The following is a 19,599-nucleotide window of genomic DNA, read 5'->3' as shown; positions in this document are numbered from 1 at the left end:
AGGGTTGAATTGACACAACGGCGTTACAAGCGGACCCTCCCACAAACCCTTCAGGCTCCGGAGCGCTCCCCCATGCTCAAGACCTCGCATATCCTCGCGTTCGCCGCCGGCGCGGCGCTTCTGGCCGCCGCGTCCGGCGCGCAGGCCGCCGTCACCGTGCTGGGCAGCGGCATGGCCCGCCAATGCTCCGTGGCCGCGCTGACCGGGCTCTCGGACTCCAAGTCCGAGGGCATGTGCGACATGGCCCTGGACACCGAACTGCTCAGCCTGCGCGACCGCGCCGGGACCTATGTGAATCGCGGCGTGCTGAAGCTGCGACGCAAGGAGTTCGCCTCGGCGATGTTCGACTTCAACCGGGCGATCGAGACCAAGCCCGACATCGGCGAGGCCTATGTGAACCGCGGCGCCGCCCACGTGGGCGCCCGGCGGTACGCCGAGGGCCTGGCCGACATCAACAAGGCGCTCGAGATGGGCGTCGAGGAGCCGGAGAAGGCCTACTTCAACCGCGCCCTCGCCTATGAGGGCCTGGACAACCTCAAGGCCGCCTACTTCGACTTCCGCAAGGCGCTGGAGCTGGCGCCGACCTGGGAGCAGCCCAGCCGGGAACTGGCTCGCTACACCGTGGAACGCCGCTAGCGTCAAAGCCGTTGGTCGCGCATGGTTACACTCATGCGCCTCCCGCTCGCTGCGCTTCTCGCCCTTTCTGTCGCCGCGCCTGCGACGGCGCAGCCCCTGTCGTCGCAGATCCAGCTGGATGAGCTGCGGGCGCAGCAGGAGGCGGCCCAGCGGCGCATGATCGACCAGTCCAACCAGCTGATGGCTCTGGAGGCCCGGCTGCGGGCCGAGCAGGGCGCGGCCGACCTGCAGAGGAGCGCGCCGCGCGTGCCTGAACTTCGCTATGAGCCGTCCCTCGGCGCCGCCGCCACGGCGCCGGTGTATCCGTCGATGTCCGACGCCGCGCTGGCTGAGTCCAACCGTCGCGTCGCGGCGGCCGCCCGGAACCGCCGCTGATGCGCTGGCAGGGCGGGCAGGGCGGCGGCAACATCGAGGACCGGCGCGGGCTGGGCGCGGTGGCCACCGGCGGCATGGGTATCGGCGGCGTCGTGCTGGCGCTGGCGGGCTACTTTTTCTTCGGGATCGATCCGTCCACCACCATGGGTGTGGTCAACAGCGTCTCGCCCCAGGCCCAGCAGCAGGAAGGCGTGCGCGGCACGCCCGCCGACGAGGCCGGGCGCTTCGTGGACGTGGTGTCGACCAACGTCGACCAGGTCTGGGCGCTGAAGTTCAAGGAGGCCGGGCAGACCTACCGCCCGCCGGACTCGATCGTGATCTACGACCAGGCCACCGGCACCGGCTGCGGCATGGGCCAGTCGGCGATGGGCCCGTTCTATTGCCCGGCCGATCGCAAGGTCTATCTGGACCTGTCGTTCTGGCAGGAGCTGGAGACCAAGTTCGGCGCGGGCGGCGAGGCGGCGCGTGCTTACGTCATCGCCCACGAGATCGGCCACCACGTCCAGAACCTGACCGGCGCCTCCGAGCGGGCGCAGCGGATGGGCGCCAAGGGGGCCGAAAGCGGCTCGGTGCGGCTGGAACTCCAGGCCGACTGCTACGCCGGCGTCTGGGCGGCCAACGCCTCTGCCGTTTCGGGCGGGCAGGTCGCTCTGAACCCCAGCGACATCGAGGACGGCCTGCGCGCCGCCGCGGCGGTGGGCGACGACACGCTGCAGCGGAAGGCCCAGGGTCAGGTGATGCCCGACGCCTTCACCCACGGCAGCTCTGAGCAGCGCATGCGGTGGTTCCGGAAAGGCGCCGAGGCGGGCGATCCCGGCGTGTGCGACACCTTCGGGGCGGGGCGCCTCTAGGCTCGCGCCAAATCGAGACAGCCGCGACTAGCAAGGTCTTTGCAGAGCAGGGCTCGACGGCAGGAGACGGTCTCCTGCGGATCGGATTTGAGCGACGACCATGAACATTCGCAATCTCCTCGCGGCGGGCGCCCTGGCAGTCGGACTGTCGATGGCGGGCGGCCAGGCGCTGGCCCTGGACAACGGCAGCTTCGAGACGCTGGACTTCAGCGGCTGGACCACGAACGGCTTTCTCTCCGTGGTCGGCTCGGCCGGCAGCTCGCAGGGCGCCAACTACACGGCCACCGATGGCGACGTGTTCGCCCGCCTGGACGCGGGTGTCGGCGAGGGCGTCTTCACCACCCTCAGCCAGACCTTCACCCTGCTGACCGCCGGCACGCTTTCGGGCGACGCGGCGTTCCTGGCCTTCGACTACATGCCCTATGACGACGACAGCTACGTGCGGATCTTCGACATCAATACGTCGCAGACCGTGTTCTCGGCCAACGTCGGCAGCGTCGGCGACTACGGTGCGACGGGCTGGACCCGCTTCAGCGCCAACCTCGGTCCGGGCCAGTACACCCTGGAAGCCGGCGTGCGGAACAACGGCGACAACAGCATGTCGTCCGCCCTGCTGGTCGACAACGTCGCCCTCCAGACGGGCGCGGTGCCGGAGCCCGGCACGTGGGCGCTGATGATCCTGGGCTTCGGCAGCGTGGGCGCAATGGTGCGCCGTCGCCGGATGATCCTGGCCTAATCGGCCCCAAGGGGCGGCCGGTCGCGCGCCGGCCGCTCTCCTGCTCAGGCGGGGACGTGGGGCATGGGCTCCCAGCCCAGGCAGACGGCGACGCATTGGCGGGCCAAGAGGTCGCCGGGGTCGACCAGCTTCAGCTTCACGTCGCGGTCGTCGAGCACCAGCGGCACCTCGGTGCAGCCGGCGATCAGCACCTCGGCGCCGGCTTTGCGCAGCTCTTCGGCGTAGCCCTGCATCTCGCGGGTCGCCGCGTCCCCCAGGTCGCCGCCCTTGATGCGATAGAGCGTCTGCATGAACGCCTCCTGCCGCTCGGGCGGCAGGGCGACCAGCCCCATGGCATGGGCGGCCAGGTATTCGCGATACAGCTTCAGCGCGCCCTTCGTGCCCAGCACGCCCACGCGCATGGCGCCCGTCTGGCCGGCGGCCCGCGCCGCAAGCTCGATCATGTCGATCAGCGGCAGACCCGAGGCGCGCTGAATGACGTCGGCGTGCGCATGGGCGGTGTTGCAGGGCATGGCCAGAACCTCGCAGCCGGCGCCGCGCAGGGCGCCCGCCATCTCGGCCAGCACGTCGCCGGCGTTCGTGCCGGGGACGTTGCGGTCGGGGGCCTTCGGATTGATGTCGGCGATGACCCGGATGTGGTCCTGGTCCTTCTCGGCCGGCGTGTAGGCCTGCAGCTTGGCCAGGAACTCGACCGTGGCGGCCGGACCCATGCCGCCCAGCACCCCCAGAGTCAGCGAGGAGTCGCTCACAGCTTGCCCTCCAGTTCCGACTGGTAGCCGAACAGGCCCTGCGCGCCGCCGGTGTGCAGGAAGACGACGGTCTCGCCGTCGAAGTCGCCGCGGTTCGAGAGCGCGATCAGCCCCTTCATCGCCTTGCCGGTGTAGACCGGGTCCAGCAGGATCCCGTCGGTGCGCGCGATGGTCTTCAGCGCATCCACCACCGCCTGGTCGATCAGCCCATAGCCCGCGCCCACGTAGTCGCAGTCGGCCACCACCATGTCGCGGGTCACGCGGTCTTCATGGCCCAGCAGCGCGGCGGTCTCGCGGGCCAGCTTGTAGACGTTGGCCTCCTGGGTTTCCTTCGGCGCGCGCACGCCGATGCCCAGCACCGGGATGTCGGCGCCCATCACGGCCAGACCCGCCACGAGCCCGGCGTGGGTGCCGGCGCTGCCGGTGGCGGTGACGATGCGGTCGATCTCGAGGCCGGCGTCGTTCGCCTGGGCCACCAGCTCCAGCGCGCACTCGACATAGCCCAACGCCCCGATCACGTTCGAGCCGCCGCCCGGGATCACATAGGGCCGCCCGCCGCGGTCGGCGACCTCGGCCGCGACCTTGGCCAGTTCGGCGTTCATGTCGGTGCCGCCGGGCACGGTGCGCACCTTCGCGCCCAGCAGTTCGTCCAGCAGGACGTTGCCCGAGCGGTTGTAGTCCTGGGCGTTCGAGCCGGTGCGGGCCTCTAGGATGATCTCGCACTTCATGCCGAAGCGCGCGGCCGCGGCGGCCGTCTGGCGCACATGGTTCGACTGGATCGCCCCCTGGGTGACCAGGGTGTCGGCGTCGTTGGCCAGCGCGTCGCCCAGCAGGTACTCGAGCTTTCGGGTCTTGTTGCCGCCGCCGGCCAGGCCCGTGCAGTCGTCGCGCTTGATCCACAGCGCCGGGCCGCCGCCGCCGGGGCGCGCCAGATGCTCCGTCAGGCCGGGCAGCGGCTCGAACGGCGTGGGCAGATGGGCGAAGCGGACGGGATTGAAGCGGGCGAGGTGCATTCCCGACCGCTACCGCCTTACGGCTACGGCTTCAACGCCTTGGGCAGGGCGGCGACCTCTTCCGCGGTCAGCCTTTCGATCGACTGCGCGCCGCAAAAGCCGCTGCGGGCCTGCAGGCCGAGCTGGCTGGCCTTGCAGATCCGCTCGCGGCCGCGGGTGTTGAAGGCGATCGGATCGGATGAAATCGCGCTGCGGAAGCAGGCCTGGGCCGTGGTGACGCGATAGACGCCCTTGCCGAAGACCTCCATCAGCATGGTGTTCTGAGCGACGACCGTGTGGTTGCGGATGTCCTGGATCAGGACGCAGTCGTCGCCGGACAGTGACGCCGGGCCGGCCATGGCCCCGGTTCCGAAGGAAACAGCCGCGGCGAGAGCGGCGACGAGAGCCTTCATGGGCGAAATCTCCGGGCTAAGGCTTCAGCTTCTTCGGCAGGGCGGCGACCTCCGCGGGCGACATCTTGACGATGGAATCCACGATGCAGGGGGTCGCGAAGCCGCCTATGGAAATCGACACGTCCATGTCGATCGGCCTGCAGATCAGGGTCGCGCCGGGCGGACTGCGGGTGATGATCGGGTCGGACGAGTTGGCGCCGGCCAGGCAGGCGCCCTTCATCGTGACGCGATAGGCGCCCTTGCCCTGAACGTCGATCAGCAGGGTGTTGCGATCGCCGACCGTGTGATTGCGGATATCGCTTGAGCGGATGCACTGGCCGGAGGGCAGGCCCCCGCCCGACGCCGGGGCCGGGCCGAGCGGCGAGGGCTTCGCGGCCAAGGCTGGGCCCGAAACGGCGGCCGCGCCGACGGCCAGGGCGATGACAACAAACCTCATGGGCGTTCTCCTGCTCGTCCCCTTAATGCATGATACGCGCGCCAGGGTTCATCGTCCCTGCAAATGCGCAGGCTACCCATCTGGGTAGGGTCCAGGACGCCCGCCACCCCTACGCTCCGCCGCTGCTGTTGTTGGTAGGAGTGTGGTCATGGCGCGGCATTCTTGGTTGGGGATCAGTGTTGTCGCTGCGTTAGCGATCGGCGCACCGTCGCCGGCGGCGGCCGTCATCGGGTTCGACGTCGGGGGCCAGACGTACCTGACGGGCCAGAACTCGCAGGTACGCAGCCATACCGCGAACCTCATGCTTCTCAACGCGTCGTATGGCGGCGCGATCGGCGGCGTCGCCGGCGAGCCGCCCTACGCCTTCGGGGCCGAGATTCACGGCTCGGCGACGCCCAAGCTGGGGTTCCAGGCGAACGCGGTCAGCGGACAGGTTGCGAACTTCGGGACCACCGCCACGGCGACAACCCTGGTTCGCGGCGCCGACGGCATGGCCTCCAGCAAGATCGGCGAGTCGTTCACGCTGGCGACGACCCTGAGCCAGGGCTCGTCCAACTATATGGACGTGGACAGTCGGTTCAGCGCCGATCTACGGCTCGTCCATGGGCTGAAGCTGGAAGCGGGCGGCAGCGGCTGCCTCGGCGGCTGTCTCTATGGCGACCTTAAGGTGAACCTGGGACAGGGCTCGACGTACCTGATGGGCGTGACCGAGGCCGGCAACGCCAACGTCTTTGGCGTCGACGTCGGTGGGCCGTCCTTCAGCTACACCGACCCAAGCAAGATCCTCACCGTGAGCGGCGCCGCGCCAAACTTTGACGCCAAGACCACGAACGTCGCAGGCGGGCCGGCGATCGTCAGCCGGCAGGGGCTGGTCAGTGTCAGCGTCGACGCCGCTCAGGCGTTCGCCACGGCCGTCGGCCTGCCGTTCCCGCTCAAGGGCGAGATCGCAGGATTCGATTACACCATCCTGTCGGCCAAGATCGGCGCGGGCTTCGACATCGTGAAGAAGGTGGCCTTTGAGACGGTGAGCGCGGGGGTGAACTACGCCTTCAGCGCGCCGGTCCAGGTGTTCGACACTGCGAAGAACACGTGGAGCGACCTGACGACAAGCTGGTTCACCGCTGCGAACGGGGCAGAGTTGCAGGTCCGGGCTCCCGGCGCGGCCTCGATCGGCGTTACCCGCTACGACGTCCTGGGCGGCAACATGGTCACCAGCCTGGATCTGGTCGGCTATGTGTCGGGTAGCCTTCAGGCCCTGGGGCTGTCGGGGTACGGGCTCGAGTTCGGCCCTCTGCTCGACAAGACGATCGCCTTCGACATCGGGACCATCGAGATGAACCGCTACAGCGAGTTCACCGCGCTGACCCAGGTGGGACAGACCTTCAACCTCACGTTCGACTCCAACCGCTTCGAGGGACAGGATCCCTGCGCGGGCGGCTGCTCGATCACCGGCTTCGTCGACACGCGAAACTTCCGGGACGTCGATGTGGGCGGCTTTGAGCTCAGCGACTCGACGATCCGGCTTGTGGACAACCTCGGCGGTCGTTGCGTGTCGGGCGGCATCGACAACCAGTGCACATTCCGCGACGACCTGTTCGCGCCGATCGCGCGCCAAGTCCTGGTGGACCAGGTCGATCCCGGAAACGAGGGCTCTGGCGAGGATATTCTGGCGTTCCGCGGCGCACTGGCCGCGCCGGACTTTCTCGCGACGCAGTCAGACGCCGATCAGGTGATCGCCCGTCTGCGGGCGTTGGGCGTCGATCCGTTCAATCCGCAGAAGCTGCCGGGGATGGGGCCGGGCGCTCCATTCCCCACGACGCCGATCCTGGAAAGTGAGCGTTACAGCCTGACGTACGGCCCCGGCGTGCCTGAGCCATCGACGTGGCTGCTACTGATCGGCGGCATGGGCCTGGCGGGCGCCAGCCTGCGCCGCCGCCGCGCAGCGCTCGCCCTGGCGGCCTAAATCCGCCCGAGGCTCGCGGCCAGGGCGACAAACGCGGCCTGCCGGCGAACCCCTGCCTTGGGCAGGATCGCCTTGAGGTGGAAGCGCACGGCGCCGACCGAGAGGCTGCAGGCCTCTGCGATCTCGGGGGCGTCCAGCCCACGGGTGAGGTGATGCGCCACGCGTGCCTCGGCCGGCGTCAGGTCGAAGGCGGTCGCCAGTACGGCGGCGTCGACGCCGACGGTCTGCGAGATCGCGGTCAGGGTGACGATTGCGCGGCCGTCTCCCAGCTGTCTGGCCGCGCCGCAGAGCGGCATCGCGCTTGCCAGCGCCATGGATCCGTCAGCGGCCGTCAGCCGCAAGGGGCCCTCCTGGACCGGTGCGCTCGCGCTGCGGGCCAACATCGCCGCGCCGGCCACAAGCCGCTCGAACCTCGTCCGAAGCATGGGATCCAACGCGGTCAGGCGCCGGCGCCGGGTGGTGACCAGGCGCGACATCTCCTGTTCGCCTCGGGCGTTCATCGCCCTAACGACACCCTCGTGATCGACGACAAACGCCGCAGTGGCCGAGGCCTCCAGGGCGTCCAGGTCCTGCGCGTTGGACCGGTCGGCGACGTTGCGCGCGAAGCTCATCGCGCTTTCCAGATGCGGACTGATGCGGCGCAATCGCTCAAGATCGCCGTCGTCGAACGCCCCTTCCGCATCGGTGCGCTGGATGGAGACGCCGATGACCGAGGCGCTGTCGGCCAGCCCGCAAGCGGCGAACCAGGGCACGCCGGCCGCCCGCGCAAAGCCTTCGTAGTAGTCAGAGCGCGCCCGCTCGTCGGCGGTGGTGATGTCCTGGTCGCGGCTGAACCCACCTTGGGGAGTCCTCGCCATGACGCGCGTGGAGCGGAGATCGTCGTTGTGCCAGCCCTGTTCGAAGAACTGGGCCACGGTGTCTTCAAGGCTTTCCGAGCACGCGAGCCCGTCGTGCGCGCGATCGGGGCGGGTGATCAGCGCACCACGACTTCCGGTGAGCCGCGCAAGCCCATCGAGCGCTGGCCCCCAGCTGTAGGACACGGCTGCAGCCTCGTAGAGGCTTGAAACGACCGCGTCGAAATCCGGTCTCAACTGAACCGTCATGCTTACCCCACTGGCGGCCAGCATATGTCGGCAATCTGATTTGTGAACTACGGGTCGCCTGAGAGTTGAATCTCAGTTTTTCTGGTCAGGTTGCTTGAGCGGGAACCCGGAAGAACGCTGAAGGAATGAGCATTGCGTGAGTTCATCTTCTCGACAGCCTTTCGTCTCTGTCGATTCCTGACATAGCGCAGTCGCCGGGCATCGGTGGTTTCCTTCCGACGTCAACAGGCTTAAACCTCTCCCATCCTCGGGGGGCCGCGCTCAGGCGGCTGAGAGGTGGGCGAGCCCACGACCCGTCGAACCTGATCCGGGTCATGCCGGCGAAGGGAAGGGCCGACACCCAACCAACGCCCGTGATCCGTCCGTCATTTGAGGACGAACGCGATGAACAAGCCTGCAGGCAAACTGGCCGCCGCCGCCATCCCCACGGGCGAACGCCCGGGCTCCAAGAAGGTGTATCAGCCCGGCGTGATCTGGCCCGACATCCGCGTGCCGTTTCGCGAGGTGGCGGTGCACCCGTCGGCCAACGAGCCGGCGCTGACGCTGTACGATCCCTCCGGGCCCTATACCGACCCGACCGTCAGCATCGACATCGAGAAGGGTCTGTCCAAGACCCGCGAGCCCTGGGTCGTCAGCCGCGGCGACGTCGAGATCGTCGAGAACCCGCGCGCGGTGAAGCCCGAGGACAACGGCTTCGCCCGGGGCGAACACCTGGCGCCCGAGTTCACCGCCCCGCGACGCGTCTACCGCGCCAAGGCCGGGGCCAACGTGACCCAGCTGGAATACGCCCGCCGAGGGATCATCACGCCCGAGATGGAATACGTCGCCATCCGAGAGAACCTGCGCCGCAAGGAGACGGACGCCTTCATCCGTGACGGCGAGGACTTCGGCGCCGAGATCCCGGACTTCTGCACGCCCGAGTTCGTGCGCGACGAGATCGCCCGCGGCCGCGCCATCATCCCGGCCAACATCAACCACACCGAGCTCGAGCCGATGATCATCGGCCGGAACTTCCTGGTCAAGATCAACGCCAACATCGGCAACTCGGCGGTCCTCAGCCACGTCTCGGACGAGGTGGACAAGATGGTCTGGTCGATCCGCTGCGGCGCCGACACGGTCATGGACCTGTCCACCGGACGCAACATCCACAACATCCGCGACTGGATCGTCCGCAACAGCCCCGCGCCGATCGGCACCGTGCCGATCTACCAGGCCCTGGAGAAGGTGAATGGCGTCGCCGAGGATCTGACCTGGGAAGTCTTCCGCGACACCCTGATCGAGCAGGCCGAGCAGGGGGTGGACTACTTCACCATCCATGCGGGCGTGCGGCTGGCCTATGTGCCGCTCACGGCCAAGCGCGTGACCGGCATCGTCTCGCGGGGCGGTTCGATCATGGCCAAGTGGTGCCTGGCGCACCACAAGGAGAACTTCCTCTACGAGCACTTCGAGGACATCTGCGAGATCATGAAGGCGTACGACGTCTCGTTCTCGCTGGGCGACGGCCTGCGTCCGGGCTCGATCGCCGACGCCAACGACGCGGCCCAGTTCGGCGAGCTGGAGACCCTGGGCGAGCTCACCCAGATCGCGTGGAAGCACAATGTCCAGGTGATGATCGAGGGCCCCGGCCACGTGCCGATGCACAAGATCAAGGCCAACATGGACAAGCAGCTGAAGACCTGCGGCGAGGCCCCCTTCTACACGCTTGGCCCGCTCACCACCGACGTGGCGCCGGGCTACGATCACATCACCTCGGCGATCGGGGCGGCGATGATCGGGTGGTTCGGCACGGCGATGCTCTGCTACGTCACGCCCAAGGAGCACCTGGGCCTGCCCAACCGCGAGGACGTGAAGGTCGGCGTGATGACCTACAAGCTGGCGGCCCACGCGGCCGACCTGGCCAAGGGTCACCCCGGCGCGCGCATGTGGGACGACGCGATCAGCCGGGCGCGGTTCGAGTTCCGCTGGGAGGATCAGTTCAACCTGGGCATCGATCCCGAGACGGCGCGCGAGTACCACGACGAGAGCCTGCCGAAGGAAGCGTTCAAGACCGCCCACTTCTGCTCGATGTGCGGCCCCAAGTTCTGCTCGATGAAGATCAGCCAGGACATCCGCGACGCCGCGCGCCAGCAGAACGACGTCGAAACGGGCATGGCCGAGATGGCCCAGAAGTTCCGCGAAGGCGGCGGCGAAATCCTGATCCCGGTGGCGCCGGCGGAATAGGCCGCCTCAGAGCCGTCCTGTGATCCCCTTGCGCGGGGGGTTGCAGGCGGCCGCGCTGGCCGCCCTGATTTCGGCGAGGGTGGCGGTGCGGTCGTGGCCGGTGATCTTGCCTTCGCGATCGAGGCCTCGGTAGACGCCCAGCGCCTCGTCCCAAGCGGCGCAGGCGCGGGCGTAGGCGCCGCCGTTGTAGTAGACCACGCCGGCGCTGCGCAGGGCTTCGCCCAGGGTGCGGCGCGCGCCGGGGGCGTTGCCCGACCGCTCGATGGTCTGGCGGTGGGCGCCCAGCACCTCTTCCACCATGGCGTAGGCCTCGGGCAGGCGGTTAAGCTCGCTGAGTGTCTGGGCGCGCACCTCTCCTGCGATCGCGAAGACGTTGGCGGCGCCGCGGTCGGCGGGATCCCTGGCGCGCAGGTCGCGGGCGACCGCGACGGCGCGATCCGCCGAGGCATAGGCGTCGGCCGGCCGCTGCAGCGCCTTCAGCACGACGGCCCGGTACCAGAGCGAGATCGCCAGCTTGCGCAGCACCTCCGGCGAGCCGGCCTCGCGCCGGACCAGCTCTTCGTTGATCGCCACCGCCCGGTTCATCGGGTCGAGCGCCGCGGCGGGATTGTCCAGCTCGTCATGCGCCTCGGCGTGCAGACGCAGGATCGCCGACTGGGCCTTCATCACGCCGGTGTCGCCGCGAAGCGCCGGCGGCAGGCTGGCGATGAACGCCTCGGCGCGCTGGAACGGCTCCAGGCTCTTGGCGTAGTTTCCGTCCCACCCGTGGCTGTCGCCCTCGGCCTGGATGGCGGTGGCGTAGATGCGCGCGGCCTCGGCGTCCTTGCGGGCGTAGGGTTCCAGCAGCTTCTGGGTCTCGATCGCCTGCTTGCGGGCCAGCGCGATCTCGCTGTTGTTGTAGAGGTTCACGCCCGACTGCTCGATGCGCAGGTCGGCCAGGGCGCGGCGGGCCTTCTCGTCGTTCGGCGCCTCGGCGTAGGCGCGGGTCAGCACGGCGTCAGCCTTGGCGAGCAGAGCGTTGGCGTCGGCGGCCTTGCCCAGCTGGCTCTGCTGGCCGCTGCCCGTCACTTGCGCCAGGCGGACATAGCCGCGCCCCGCCTCGACCCGCACGTCCAGTGGCGCATCCGGGTCGGCGGTCAGGGCGTCGAGGTACTCCAGCCCGGTCTTTGCCAGCACCTCGCGCGCGCGGGTCGAGCCCTGCACCTTGCTGACGGCGTTGTAGACGTCGAACAGCATGGTGGTGGCGATCTTGCGGGTCTGCTGGAAGCGGGCCTCGGCCTCGGCCCGTGCGGCCTCGGCGCGCGCATTGGCCGCCAGGGTCGCGCCGAATGCGCCCAGCAGCAGCACCCCGGCGGTCGTCGCCGCGCCCACCGCCAGACGGTGGCGCCGCACGAACTTGCCGAACACGTAGCGCCGTCCGCCGCCGACGGCCGCCACCGGAAATCCGCCGCGATAGGCGGCGACGTCGGCGATGAGCGCGTCGACCGTCGGATAACGGTCGGCCGGATCCTCGGCCGTGGCGCGGGCGATCAAGGCGGCGAGCTCCGGGTCGCCTGCTTCGCCCTCGGTCAGCCAGGCGATCGTCTTGCCCAGCGAGTAGACGTCCGAGAGCGTCGTCGATGGCGCGCCCGCGATCCGCTCGGGCGCGGCGAAGCCCGGGGTGTGGATGCCCGCCTTGCCGTCCGGCGCCGCAGGGAACGGCTGGCTGGCCGTGGCCGGAGACGAGATGCCGAAGTCGATGAGGCGGGGCCGGCCCTCGGCGTCCACCAGGATGTTGGCGGGCGTGACATCGCCGTGGACGATCAGGTTCTGGTGCGCGAACGCCACGGCGGACGCCACCGCGATGAACAGGTCCAGCCGCGCCGCCCGGCTAGGCTGTTCAGCCCGCCAGTCCGACAGGGGGCGGCCCTCGACGAACTCCATCACGATGTAGGGCTCGCCGGCCGCAGTCTCGCCGCCGTCGAACAGCCGCGCGATGTTGGGATGAGCCAGGCGCGCCAGCGTCTGACGTTCGCGCCGGAACCGCTCGATCAACGCGCCCGACAGCGCGCCCGGCCGGATGACCTTGATGGCGACGGTGTGGTCGAAGTCGCCCGCCGCCCGCTCGCCGCGATAGACCGCGCCCATGCCGCCCTGGCCGACCAGGCCCGTGACCCGATAGGCCCCGATCCGTTCGGGCGCCAGCGCCTCCCCGGCCTGCCCCGGGGCCCCTCCGGTCGGCAGCATGGCCGCCGCGCCGGCGCTGCCGCCCAGCAGCGCGAGGGCGCGGGCGCGCACGGCCTCGGGGTCGCGCCGGGTGCGGATCCATTCCGCTCGACTGTCGGAGGGTTGATCCATGGCGCGCTCGACCAGGTCGAGCGCTCGGGCCTCGATCGACTTCGAAGTCTTTCGATCAGCCATCCAGCGGCTGCATTGCTTCGTAGAGCCATAGCCGCGCCGCCTGCCAGCGCCGCTTCACGGTGGATTCCGACAGGTTCAGCACCACCGCGATGTCGGCGATCTCCATGCCGCCGAAATAGCGCATCTCGACGATCTCGGCCCGCTCGGGGTCGATCCGCGACAGCCGCTCCAGAGCGTCGTTCACGTCGTCCAGGTCGGCGTTGGGCGCGTCGGGCAGGTTGGTCATCAGCTCGACCTTCTGGTGCCGCCGCTTGTCGGTTCGCTTGGCGCGGACATGCTCCAGCAGCGCGCGCCGCATCATCACCGAGGTGAGGGCCATGAAGTGGGCCCGGTCCTGCCAGTCGATCTCGTTCAGCGCGATCAGCTTGATGATTGTTTCGTGGACCAGGTCGCCGATCGACAGCGACACGTCCCGCTCGCCACGCAGCATCGCCGCCGCCGTGCGCTGGAGTTCGTCGTAGAGAATGCTGAACAGTCGGTCGCGGGCCGCGCGATCCCCGCCGCGCCATGCGGCGAGGAGCGGCCGTACCTGATCGTTGGCGGCGCGGTCCAGCATGGGCCGATTGTGGGAACAGCATCCGCAACTGGCAAGGCGGCGCACCTCCTGGGGGAGCGCACCAGGAATATTTCGCCACGCGTGACCCGTGGCGGCGCGATCCGGCGCCTAAGGATTGTGAGCGGGAGTCTCGAGGCGGGGTCCGCTCCTACGCCGACGCGCCAGCGGAAACTGACGGACCGTGCACCGTCCACTCCGCCGGCTCACCGGCGCCCCGCCTCGAACCTTGAGGGGGCCTAGTCTTCGACCTTCACGCCGTGGGGCGGCCAGACGCGGACGGCCACCGCCACCGTGACCGAGCCCAGGATCGCCGCGGCGGCTCCGGCCCATTGGACCGTGCTCATGCCGATAGCCGCATAGTGACCTGTCATGGCGCCTGAAAGGAACACGAGGCCGGCCGAACCCCATTCGGCCAGGTCGTTGGCGGTGACTTCGAACTTCATGCGGACGGCTCCGAAGGCAGGCGTATCACTCACGACATGATGCGCATCTTCGAGATGCCAAATGCTTACCTGCGGGGCGATGCGACACTGTTGCGCACATCGCCTATTCGCTGCGCAGCGCCGGGGCGGGCCGCTTCGAGAGCGCCTGGAACGAGGCCAGCAGTCCGCCGCCCGCCGCCAGCAGCGAGGCGCCGCCCAACAGGGCCGCCACGCCGCCCCAGTCGACGCTCCACTTGGCTTCGAACACCAGCACCACCACGGGCCAGGCCGCCGCGTAGCCCAGGCCCACGCCCGCCGCACCCGCGATCACGCCCACCAGACCGTACTCGATGACGTAGGCGCTCAGCACCTGGGTGCGCGATGCGCCCAGGACCTTCAGCGTGGCGGCCTCGCGTGTGCGTTCCTGCGCCCGCGCCGCAATCGCGCCGGCCAGCACCAGCAGCGCCGCCAGCAGCGCCACGGCGGCCGCGCCGCGGACGGCCAGCGCCACCTGGCCGAAGAGCTCGGTGGCCGCCTCCAGCTGCTCGCGCACCGAGATGACGTTCACCTCCGGGAAGTTCGCCCCCAGGGTCCGGATCACCCGCTGTTCCTCGGCCTTGCTGGCCTTGGCGATAGCCACCTGGCGGGGTGAGGCGCCTTCCAACGCGTTGGGCGTCAGCACCAGCGGGAAGCTGGCCCCGAAGCTGCCGAAATCGACATTCCGGATCACGGCCACCTTCGCGTCGATGTCCCGGCCCAGCACCTGGATCGTCAGCGTGTCGCCCACCTTGATCGATTTGCCGGCGGCGGGGTCGCGGCCCATGGCCACCAGCGGCGGGCCCGTGTAGTCGGCGGCCCACCAGCGTCCCTTGAGGATGCCGGCGTTGGGCGGTTCGGGGCCGATGGCCGAGACCGTGATGTCGTTGTCGTAGGCCCACTTGGCGTTCTGGGGGATCGTGGCGATATCGATGGGCTCGCCCCGGACGGCGGTGATCCGGCCGGTCATGAAGGGCGCGCGCAGGTAGGTGCCGGTGGTGAGCGCGCGGCCGTAGGCGCGGGCCACCTCGGCGTCGAAGGCGGCGGCGCGCTCGCCGGGGATTTCCGTGAAGACCAGGGCGGGCGCGGTCTGCGGCGCGATGATCGAGATCTGCCGCAGCAGGCTGGACTGGATCAGCACCACCGCGGCCAGCAGGGCGACGCCCAGGCCGATGGCGGGCGCGGCCGTGCGGGCCGCCGAGCGCGGGCCGGCCAGGTTGGCCAGAGCGATCCGCACCGCGCCGCGTGTGCCGCCGCGCAGACGTCCGGCCATCAGCGCCGCAAGCCATCCGAAGCCCCACAGCACGCCGAACGCCGCGGCGGTGCCGGCGATCATGATCGCCGCGGCCAGCGGCGTGGGCGCCGTCACCAGGGCCAGGGCCGCCAGGCCGGACGCCGCCAGCAGGGCCCCGATCAGTTCGGGCCCGAAGCTCAGGCGTCCGATCAGATCGCTGCGGAACAGGCTGGCGGGCGGGGTGGTGCGGGCCCGCGCCAGCGGCGCCAGCGAGAAGGTCGCCGCCGACAGCACGCCGAACGCGGCGGCCTTCAGGAGCGGGATCGGATAGACGGCGAACAGGGCCGGCACGGGCAGGTCGCGCGCGATGAACTGGCCCAGCAGCAGGGGCGTGGCCGCCCCCAACGCCAGCCCGATGACGATCCCCACCAGCGCCAGGAAGCCGATCTGGGCCAGGTACATGTCGCGGATCAGGCCGCTCGGCGCACCCAGGGCCTTGAGCGTCGCGATCGCCGGCTTGCGACCGTCCACATAGGCGCTGACGGCCCCGAACACGCCCAGGCCGCCGGCCACCAGCGACGCCAGGCCGATGAAGCCCAGGAAGTACTCCAGCTGGTCGATCATGCGGCTGACGCCGGGCGCCGCGTCATTGCGGTCGCGCACCCGGAAGAAGCCCTTCATCGTGCGGCGCACCTCGGCCTTGGCGGCCGCAAGCTCCAGCCCCGGCCGTAGCGACACGCGCACCGTCTCGCCGAACGGCAGGCCGGGCTTGAGGAAGCCGCCTTCCTCCAGGGCTCCCGGCCGGGTCAGCACCCGCGGGCCCAGCTGGAAACCTCGGGAGAGCCGGTCGGGCTCGGCGTCGAGGATCGCGGTCACCCGCATCGGCACATTGCCCGCCAGGAACCGGTCGCCCAGCTTCAGGCCCAGCTTGTCCAGCAACGTCTGCTCGACCGCGGCGCCCCAGACCCCGTCGCGGCGCTCCAGCGCCACCGCCAGCGACGGCGCGCCCTGAACGGTGACGTCGCCCGCGAGAGGGTAGGCGTTGTCGACGCCGCGCAGTTCCACCAGCCGCCGCGCCCCGCTGGGCGCCTCGGCCATGGCCTGGGCCGCGACGGCCCGGGTGATGCGGCCCAGACTCTGCAGACGCTGCAGTTCGCCGGGTTCGAAGCGGCGCTGGCTGGCCGAGATGGCCATGTCGCCACCCAGGATCTCGCGGGCCTCGCTGGCCAGGCCGCGCCGGAAGGCCTCGGCGGTCGAGCTGGCGGCGGCGATCGCCGCCACGCCCAGGGCCAGGCAGGCCAGGAAGATGCGGAATCCCTTGACCCCGCTGCGCAGCTCCCGCGCCGCGAACCGCAGCCAGAGTGGGGTCACGCCACGACGTCCACAGGGCGGCCGTCACGCAGCGTGACGACGCGTTGGGCCCTCTGCGCCAGCGCGTTGTCGTGAGTGACCATCAAGAGCGCAGCGCCGGTGTGCTCGACCAGTTCGAACAGCAGGTCGGCGACGTGGCGGGCGTTGTTGGAATCCAGGTTGCCGGTGGGCTCGTCGGCGAAGATGAGGGCCGGAGAGGGGGCCAGCGCCCGGGCCAAGGCGACCCGCTGCTGCTCGCCGCCCGACAGCTGGTGCGGGTAATGGCGCCGGCGCGCGCCCAGGCCGACGCGATCCAGCCAGGCGCGGGCCTCGTCCATGGCGTTGGGCTTGCGCGCGATCTCCAGTGGCGCCGCCACGTTCTCCTCGGCGGTCATGTTGGGCAACAGGTGGAACGACTGAAACACCAGGCTCACCCGCCCCCGCCGCAACTTGGCCCGGCCGTCTTCATCCAGCCGCGAGAGGTCCTGGCCGAACAGCTGCACCCGCCCGGCGCTGGGCCGTTCCAGGCCCGCCGCCACGGCGATCAGCGACGACTTGCCCGAACCCGACGGGCCCACCAGCGCCACACGTTCGCCATCGGCGAGTGTCAGGGAGAGGTTGCGCAGGATCTCCACCGGCCCTGCGGCGGACGGTAGCGTCAGGCCCACGTCATCGAGGACCAGCGGCGGCGTATCGTTCAAGCTTATCCCCTCCGGCCTGTCTTCGACAGGCCTACAGACCAAAGGCACGCGCACTCCGCTCGCCAAACCGGCTTCCACTTTGGCGGAATGCGCGGGGGATTGAGCGGCGTCGTCAGTCCCTTACATAGGACGTTCATGGCCAAGCCAAGACATAGCCGACGAACCCTTCTCGCATGGCCGCTGTTGCTGGCCGCCGGTCCGGCGCTGGCCGCGCCACCGCGGACCAAGATCGTGACCGTTCTGGGCGACTCGATCACTGCCGGCTACGGTCTCGCGGCCAAGAGCGCGCTGCCCTACCAGCTGCAGTTGGCGCTGACGAAGCTGGGCGTGGCGGTCCAGGTGCGCGCGGCGGGCGTCAGCGGCGACACCACGGCCGGCGGCCTCGCCCGGGTGGACTTCTCGGTGCGCAAGGACACCGACCTGACGGTCGTGGCGCTGGGCGCCAACGACCTGCTGCAGGGCCAGGACCCCAAGCGCACCCGCGCCAACCTGGACGGGATCGTCAGGAAGCTGAAGTCGCGCAAGATCGGCGTTGTGCTCACCGGCATCGCCGCGCCGGTGGAAGTGGGCGGCGGCTACGCCCGCGACTTCAACGCGGTCTTCCCGGCGGTGGCCCGCACGCACGGCGTGCCGCTGTACCCTAACCTGCTCGACGGCGTGGCGCGCCAGCCGGGCCTGAACCAGCCCGACGGCATCCACCCCAACGCCCGCGGCGCGGCGATCATCGCCGCCCGCCTCGCGCCCACCGTCGCCAAGGCCCTGGCGGCGCGGGCCTAGTTCCTCCCCCTGTGGGCGAGGAACTGGCACACTCCCGCGAAACGGGGAGGACGCGAATGCTCAAGTGGCGGATCGGGGATGTCACCATCACCCGCATCGTGGAGATGGAGACCAGTGGCGGGACGCGATTCCTGCTGCCCCAGGCCACCTATGAGGCGGTGCGCGAGATCGACTGGCTCTACCCGCACTTCGCCGAGGAGAGCGGCAAGCTGAAGATGTCGATCCATGCGCTGGTGGTGGAGACGCCAGGGCGACGGATCATCGTCGACACCTGCATCGGAAACGACAAGTCGCGCGAGATGGGGCCGTGGAGCCACCTGCAGACCACGTTCCTGGCCGACCTGGAGGCGGCGGGATTTGCGCGCGAGAGCATCGACACGGTGCTGTGCACCCATCTGCACGTCGACCACGTCGGCTGGAACACCATGCTGGTCGACGGCGCCTGGGTCCCGACATTCCCAAACGCCCGCTATCTGATCGGCCGCGCCGAGTACGAGCACTGGCGGGCCGAGGAGGAGGGCGTCGAGGACGTCTCCAAGTCTTACTTCCACGACAGCGTGAAGCCGGTCTGTGACGCCGGGTTGGTGGATCTCGTGGAGACCGACCATCGGGTCTGCGACGAGGTCAGCCTGGAGCCGACCCTGGGCCACACGCCCGGCCACGTCTCGATCCGGATCCGGTCCCGGGGGGAGGACGCCCTGATCACCGGCGATTTCACCCACCACCCCTGCCAGCTGGCCCACCCAGAATGGGCGGCCGAGGTGGACTTCGACAAGCAGGCCTCAACCGAAACCCGGCGGCGGGTCTACCGCGCCCTGGAAGGCACGAAGACGCTGGTGATCGGCACCCACTTCGCCGCGCCCTGCGCCGGCCATGTGGTCAGGGACGGCGAGGCCTGGCGGCTGGAGGTGTGACCGGCGCGGCCGGCAGGCTGAACAGCGCCCGGTCCGGCGTGATGATCTCCACCTTGTCCAACTGGCGTTCCAGTGGCTGGGCCAACCCGCCGCCGGTGGTGGTGACATGGAACGGCAGCAGGACGCGGCCGACGCGGCGATAGTCGGAATACTCCAGGGTCCGCGGCTGTTGAGCCCGCCCATCGACGATGCGGCCGAGCAGGTCGGTGCGGCGGTCGAACCACAGCTCACGCGGTTCGCCGTGTTCGGGATGGACGCGTACGACGTCGAACGACCGCCCGCCGCCGGTGCGGACGCCCAGCAGCGTGCTGCGCATGTCGAAGCGGCCGGTGAAGAGGTAGCCGTAAGCGCCGAAGAAGGCGTCCGAGCGCGCGCGCGCCAACAGCTCCTGCTGGGTTCCCGGCGGCCATGGCGTGCTGAGCGGCAGCCACCAAAGGCCATAGCCGTTGTAGCCCTGGATCACCTTGCCGGGCCCCGCGCCCGTCTCCACCCGCTCGCCCCAGCGCAGGAAATCGAGCCAGCGCTCGTACGGCCGTCCGCCCTCGGTTCCCACCTCGTGAAGGCCGCGGATGGCGTTCCAGGCGCGGCCGCCGCCCATGGCCGCGCGCGCCCGCTCCAGCACGGCGCTCACGCCGGCGCCGTGTTGGGCGGCGGCCACGGTGGGGACGGCCGCAAGAGCCGGTATCAGGAGGAGCGCGTGGCGGCGCGTGCGAGTCGACATCACACGCGAACCAA

At 69.9% G+C, this 19,599-nt stretch carries 18 protein-coding genes, 1 pseudogene and 1 riboswitch; of the genes and pseudogenes, 8 read left to right on the top strand and 11 right to left on the bottom strand.

Going from position 1 to position 19,599, the window contains the following annotated elements; translation table 11 throughout:
* Nucleotides 1–72 precede the first annotated feature (72 nt).
* The 4 genes and pseudogenes from ACQ66R_RS08015 to ACQ66R_RS08000 form a co-directional block, all read left to right on the top strand.
* Nucleotides 73–636, top strand: coding sequence for a tetratricopeptide repeat protein (locus ACQ66R_RS08015; RefSeq protein WP_430420829.1), 564 nt, complete (start codon nt 73–75; stop codon nt 634–636).
* 33 nt (nt 637–669) lie between these two features.
* Nucleotides 670–1,011, top strand: a complete 342-nt coding sequence (locus tag ACQ66R_RS08010; protein WP_430420827.1) for a hypothetical protein — start codon at nt 670–672, stop codon at nt 1,009–1,011.
* Entirely contained in the window at nt 1,011–1,862 is an 852-nt protein-coding gene (gene ypfJ, locus ACQ66R_RS08005; RefSeq protein WP_430420825.1) for a KPN_02809 family neutral zinc metallopeptidase, read from the top strand. Before ACQ66R_RS08010 ends, ypfJ begins: the two co-directional genes overlap by 1 nt.
* Before the next feature lie 640 nt (nt 1,863–2,502).
* Nucleotides 2,503–2,598, top strand: a pseudogene (locus ACQ66R_RS08000) (PEPxxWA-CTERM sorting domain-containing protein); the annotation flags it as partial.
* 44 nt (nt 2,599–2,642) lie between these two features.
* On the opposite strand, the gene ACQ66R_RS07995 reads toward ACQ66R_RS08000, so the two are convergent.
* From ACQ66R_RS07995 to ACQ66R_RS07980, 4 genes are read right to left on the bottom strand one after another with little or no spacing between them, the layout of a single operon-like run.
* A complete protein-coding gene (locus ACQ66R_RS07995; RefSeq protein ID WP_430420824.1) occupies nt 2,643–3,347 on the bottom strand; it encodes an aspartate/glutamate racemase family protein in 705 nt (234 codons plus the stop codon).
* A complete protein-coding gene (locus ACQ66R_RS07990) occupies nt 3,344–4,360 on the bottom strand; it encodes a D-cysteine desulfhydrase (RefSeq protein WP_430420822.1) in 1,017 nt (338 codons plus the stop codon). Before ACQ66R_RS07990 ends, ACQ66R_RS07995 begins: the two co-directional genes overlap by 4 nt.
* A gap of 23 nt (nt 4,361–4,383) precedes the next feature.
* The gene (locus ACQ66R_RS07985) at nt 4,384–4,752 is read right to left on the bottom strand and encodes a hypothetical protein (protein ID WP_430420821.1); all 369 of its coding nucleotides are present in this window, start codon (nt 4,750–4,752) and stop codon (nt 4,384–4,386) included.
* 16 nt (nt 4,753–4,768) lie between these two features.
* Nucleotides 4,769–5,188: a hypothetical protein gene (locus ACQ66R_RS07980; RefSeq protein ID WP_430420819.1), complete on the bottom strand. Its 420-nt coding sequence runs from the start codon at nt 5,186–5,188 to the stop codon at nt 4,769–4,771.
* A gap of 148 nt (nt 5,189–5,336) precedes the next feature.
* Between ACQ66R_RS07980 and ACQ66R_RS07975 the strand changes: the two genes are divergently transcribed.
* Nucleotides 5,337–7,151 (top strand): PEPxxWA-CTERM sorting domain-containing protein, encoded by a 1,815-nt coding sequence (locus ACQ66R_RS07975; RefSeq protein ID WP_430420817.1) that lies wholly within the window; start codon nt 5,337–5,339, stop codon nt 7,149–7,151.
* Here the strand turns inward: ACQ66R_RS07975 and ACQ66R_RS07970 are convergent.
* Nucleotides 7,148–8,254 (bottom strand): helix-turn-helix transcriptional regulator, encoded by a 1,107-nt coding sequence (locus ACQ66R_RS07970; protein WP_430420815.1) that lies wholly within the window; start codon nt 8,252–8,254, stop codon nt 7,148–7,150. The genes ACQ66R_RS07975 and ACQ66R_RS07970 overlap by 4 nt on opposite strands.
* Before the next feature lie 238 nt (nt 8,255–8,492).
* Nucleotides 8,493–8,600, top strand: a riboswitch (TPP riboswitch).
* A gap of 38 nt (nt 8,601–8,638) precedes the next feature.
* Between ACQ66R_RS07970 and thiC the strand changes: the two genes are divergently transcribed.
* Nucleotides 8,639–10,474, top strand: coding sequence for a phosphomethylpyrimidine synthase ThiC (gene thiC, locus ACQ66R_RS07965; protein ID WP_430420813.1), 1,836 nt, complete (start codon nt 8,639–8,641; stop codon nt 10,472–10,474).
* A 6-nt stretch (nt 10,475–10,480) separates the two neighbouring features.
* On the opposite strand, the gene ACQ66R_RS07960 is transcribed toward thiC, so the two are convergent.
* From ACQ66R_RS07960 to ACQ66R_RS07940, 5 genes are all read right to left on the bottom strand, one after another.
* Complete coding sequence (locus ACQ66R_RS07960) at nt 10,481–12,874, bottom strand: protein kinase domain-containing protein (protein ID WP_430420811.1); 2,394 nt, start codon at nt 12,872–12,874, stop codon at nt 10,481–10,483.
* Nucleotides 12,867–13,430, bottom strand: a complete 564-nt coding sequence (locus ACQ66R_RS07955) for an ECF-type sigma factor (RefSeq protein WP_430420810.1) — start codon at nt 13,428–13,430, stop codon at nt 12,867–12,869. The genes ACQ66R_RS07960 and ACQ66R_RS07955 overlap by 8 nt, the downstream gene beginning before the upstream one ends.
* 236 nt (nt 13,431–13,666) lie before the next feature.
* A complete protein-coding gene (locus ACQ66R_RS07950) occupies nt 13,667–13,873 on the bottom strand; it encodes a hypothetical protein (protein WP_430420808.1) in 207 nt (68 codons plus the stop codon).
* Between the two features lie 103 nt (nt 13,874–13,976).
* The gene (locus tag ACQ66R_RS07945) at nt 13,977–16,493 is read right to left on the bottom strand and encodes an ABC transporter permease (protein ID WP_430420806.1); all 2,517 of its coding nucleotides are present in this window, start codon (nt 16,491–16,493) and stop codon (nt 13,977–13,979) included.
* Nucleotides 16,490–17,173, bottom strand: a complete 684-nt coding sequence (locus tag ACQ66R_RS07940) for an ABC transporter ATP-binding protein (protein WP_430420804.1) — start codon at nt 17,171–17,173, stop codon at nt 16,490–16,492. Before ACQ66R_RS07940 ends, ACQ66R_RS07945 begins: the two co-directional genes overlap by 4 nt.
* Before the next feature lie 135 nt (nt 17,174–17,308).
* Here ACQ66R_RS07940 and ACQ66R_RS07935 point away from each other — a divergent pair, with 135 nt between their 5' ends.
* Nucleotides 17,309–17,950, top strand: coding sequence for an arylesterase (locus ACQ66R_RS07935; RefSeq protein WP_430420802.1), 642 nt, complete (start codon nt 17,309–17,311; stop codon nt 17,948–17,950).
* Between the two features lie 56 nt (nt 17,951–18,006).
* Complete coding sequence (locus ACQ66R_RS07930; protein ID WP_430420801.1) at nt 18,007–18,864, top strand: MBL fold metallo-hydrolase; 858 nt, start codon at nt 18,007–18,009, stop codon at nt 18,862–18,864.
* On the opposite strand, the gene ACQ66R_RS07925 is transcribed toward ACQ66R_RS07930, so the two are convergent.
* Complete coding sequence (locus tag ACQ66R_RS07925; RefSeq protein WP_430420799.1) at nt 18,830–19,585, bottom strand: hypothetical protein; 756 nt, start codon at nt 19,583–19,585, stop codon at nt 18,830–18,832. The two genes, ACQ66R_RS07930 and ACQ66R_RS07925, sit on opposite strands and share 35 nt — an antisense overlap.
* Between the last annotated feature and the right edge of the window lie 14 nt (nt 19,586–19,599).

The organism is Phenylobacterium sp. (assembly GCF_965284355.1).
GTDB lineage: Bacteria > Pseudomonadota > Alphaproteobacteria > Caulobacterales > Caulobacteraceae > Phenylobacterium.
Note: the sequence above shows the minus strand (reverse complement) of the source record. Positions and strands in the feature narration are given on the sequence as shown.

Coding starts and splice junctions, on each gene's coding strand:
- ACQ66R_RS08015 (WP_430420829.1), top strand. CDS start 73: ATGCTCAAGACCTCGCATATCCTCGCGTTCGCCGCCGGCGCGGCGCTT.
- ACQ66R_RS08010 (WP_430420827.1), top strand. CDS start 670: ATGCGCCTCCCGCTCGCTGCGCTTCTCGCCCTTTCTGTCGCCGCGCCT.
- ypfJ (WP_430420825.1), top strand. CDS start 1,011: ATGCGCTGGCAGGGCGGGCAGGGCGGCGGCAACATCGAGGACCGGCGC.
- ACQ66R_RS07990 (WP_430420822.1), bottom strand. CDS start 4,360: ATGCACCTCGCCCGCTTCAATCCCGTCCGCTTCGCCCATCTGCCCACG.
- ACQ66R_RS07985 (WP_430420821.1), bottom strand. CDS start 4,752: ATGAAGGCTCTCGTCGCCGCTCTCGCCGCGGCTGTTTCCTTCGGAACC.
- ACQ66R_RS07980 (WP_430420819.1), bottom strand. CDS start 5,188: ATGAGGTTTGTTGTCATCGCCCTGGCCGTCGGCGCGGCCGCCGTTTCG.
- ACQ66R_RS07975 (WP_430420817.1), top strand. CDS start 5,337: ATGGCGCGGCATTCTTGGTTGGGGATCAGTGTTGTCGCTGCGTTAGCG.
- ACQ66R_RS07970 (WP_430420815.1), bottom strand. CDS start 8,254: ATGACGGTTCAGTTGAGACCGGATTTCGACGCGGTCGTTTCAAGCCTC.
- thiC (WP_430420813.1), top strand. CDS start 8,639: ATGAACAAGCCTGCAGGCAAACTGGCCGCCGCCGCCATCCCCACGGGC.
- ACQ66R_RS07960 (WP_430420811.1), bottom strand. CDS start 12,874: ATGGCTGATCGAAAGACTTCGAAGTCGATCGAGGCCCGAGCGCTCGAC.
- ACQ66R_RS07955 (WP_430420810.1), bottom strand. CDS start 13,430: ATGCTGGACCGCGCCGCCAACGATCAGGTACGGCCGCTCCTCGCCGCA.
- ACQ66R_RS07950 (WP_430420808.1), bottom strand. CDS start 13,873: ATGAAGTTCGAAGTCACCGCCAACGACCTGGCCGAATGGGGTTCGGCC.
- ACQ66R_RS07935 (WP_430420802.1), top strand. CDS start 17,309: ATGGCCAAGCCAAGACATAGCCGACGAACCCTTCTCGCATGGCCGCTG.
- ACQ66R_RS07930 (WP_430420801.1), top strand. CDS start 18,007: ATGCTCAAGTGGCGGATCGGGGATGTCACCATCACCCGCATCGTGGAG.
- ACQ66R_RS07925 (WP_430420799.1), bottom strand. CDS start 19,585: ATGTCGACTCGCACGCGCCGCCACGCGCTCCTCCTGATACCGGCTCTT.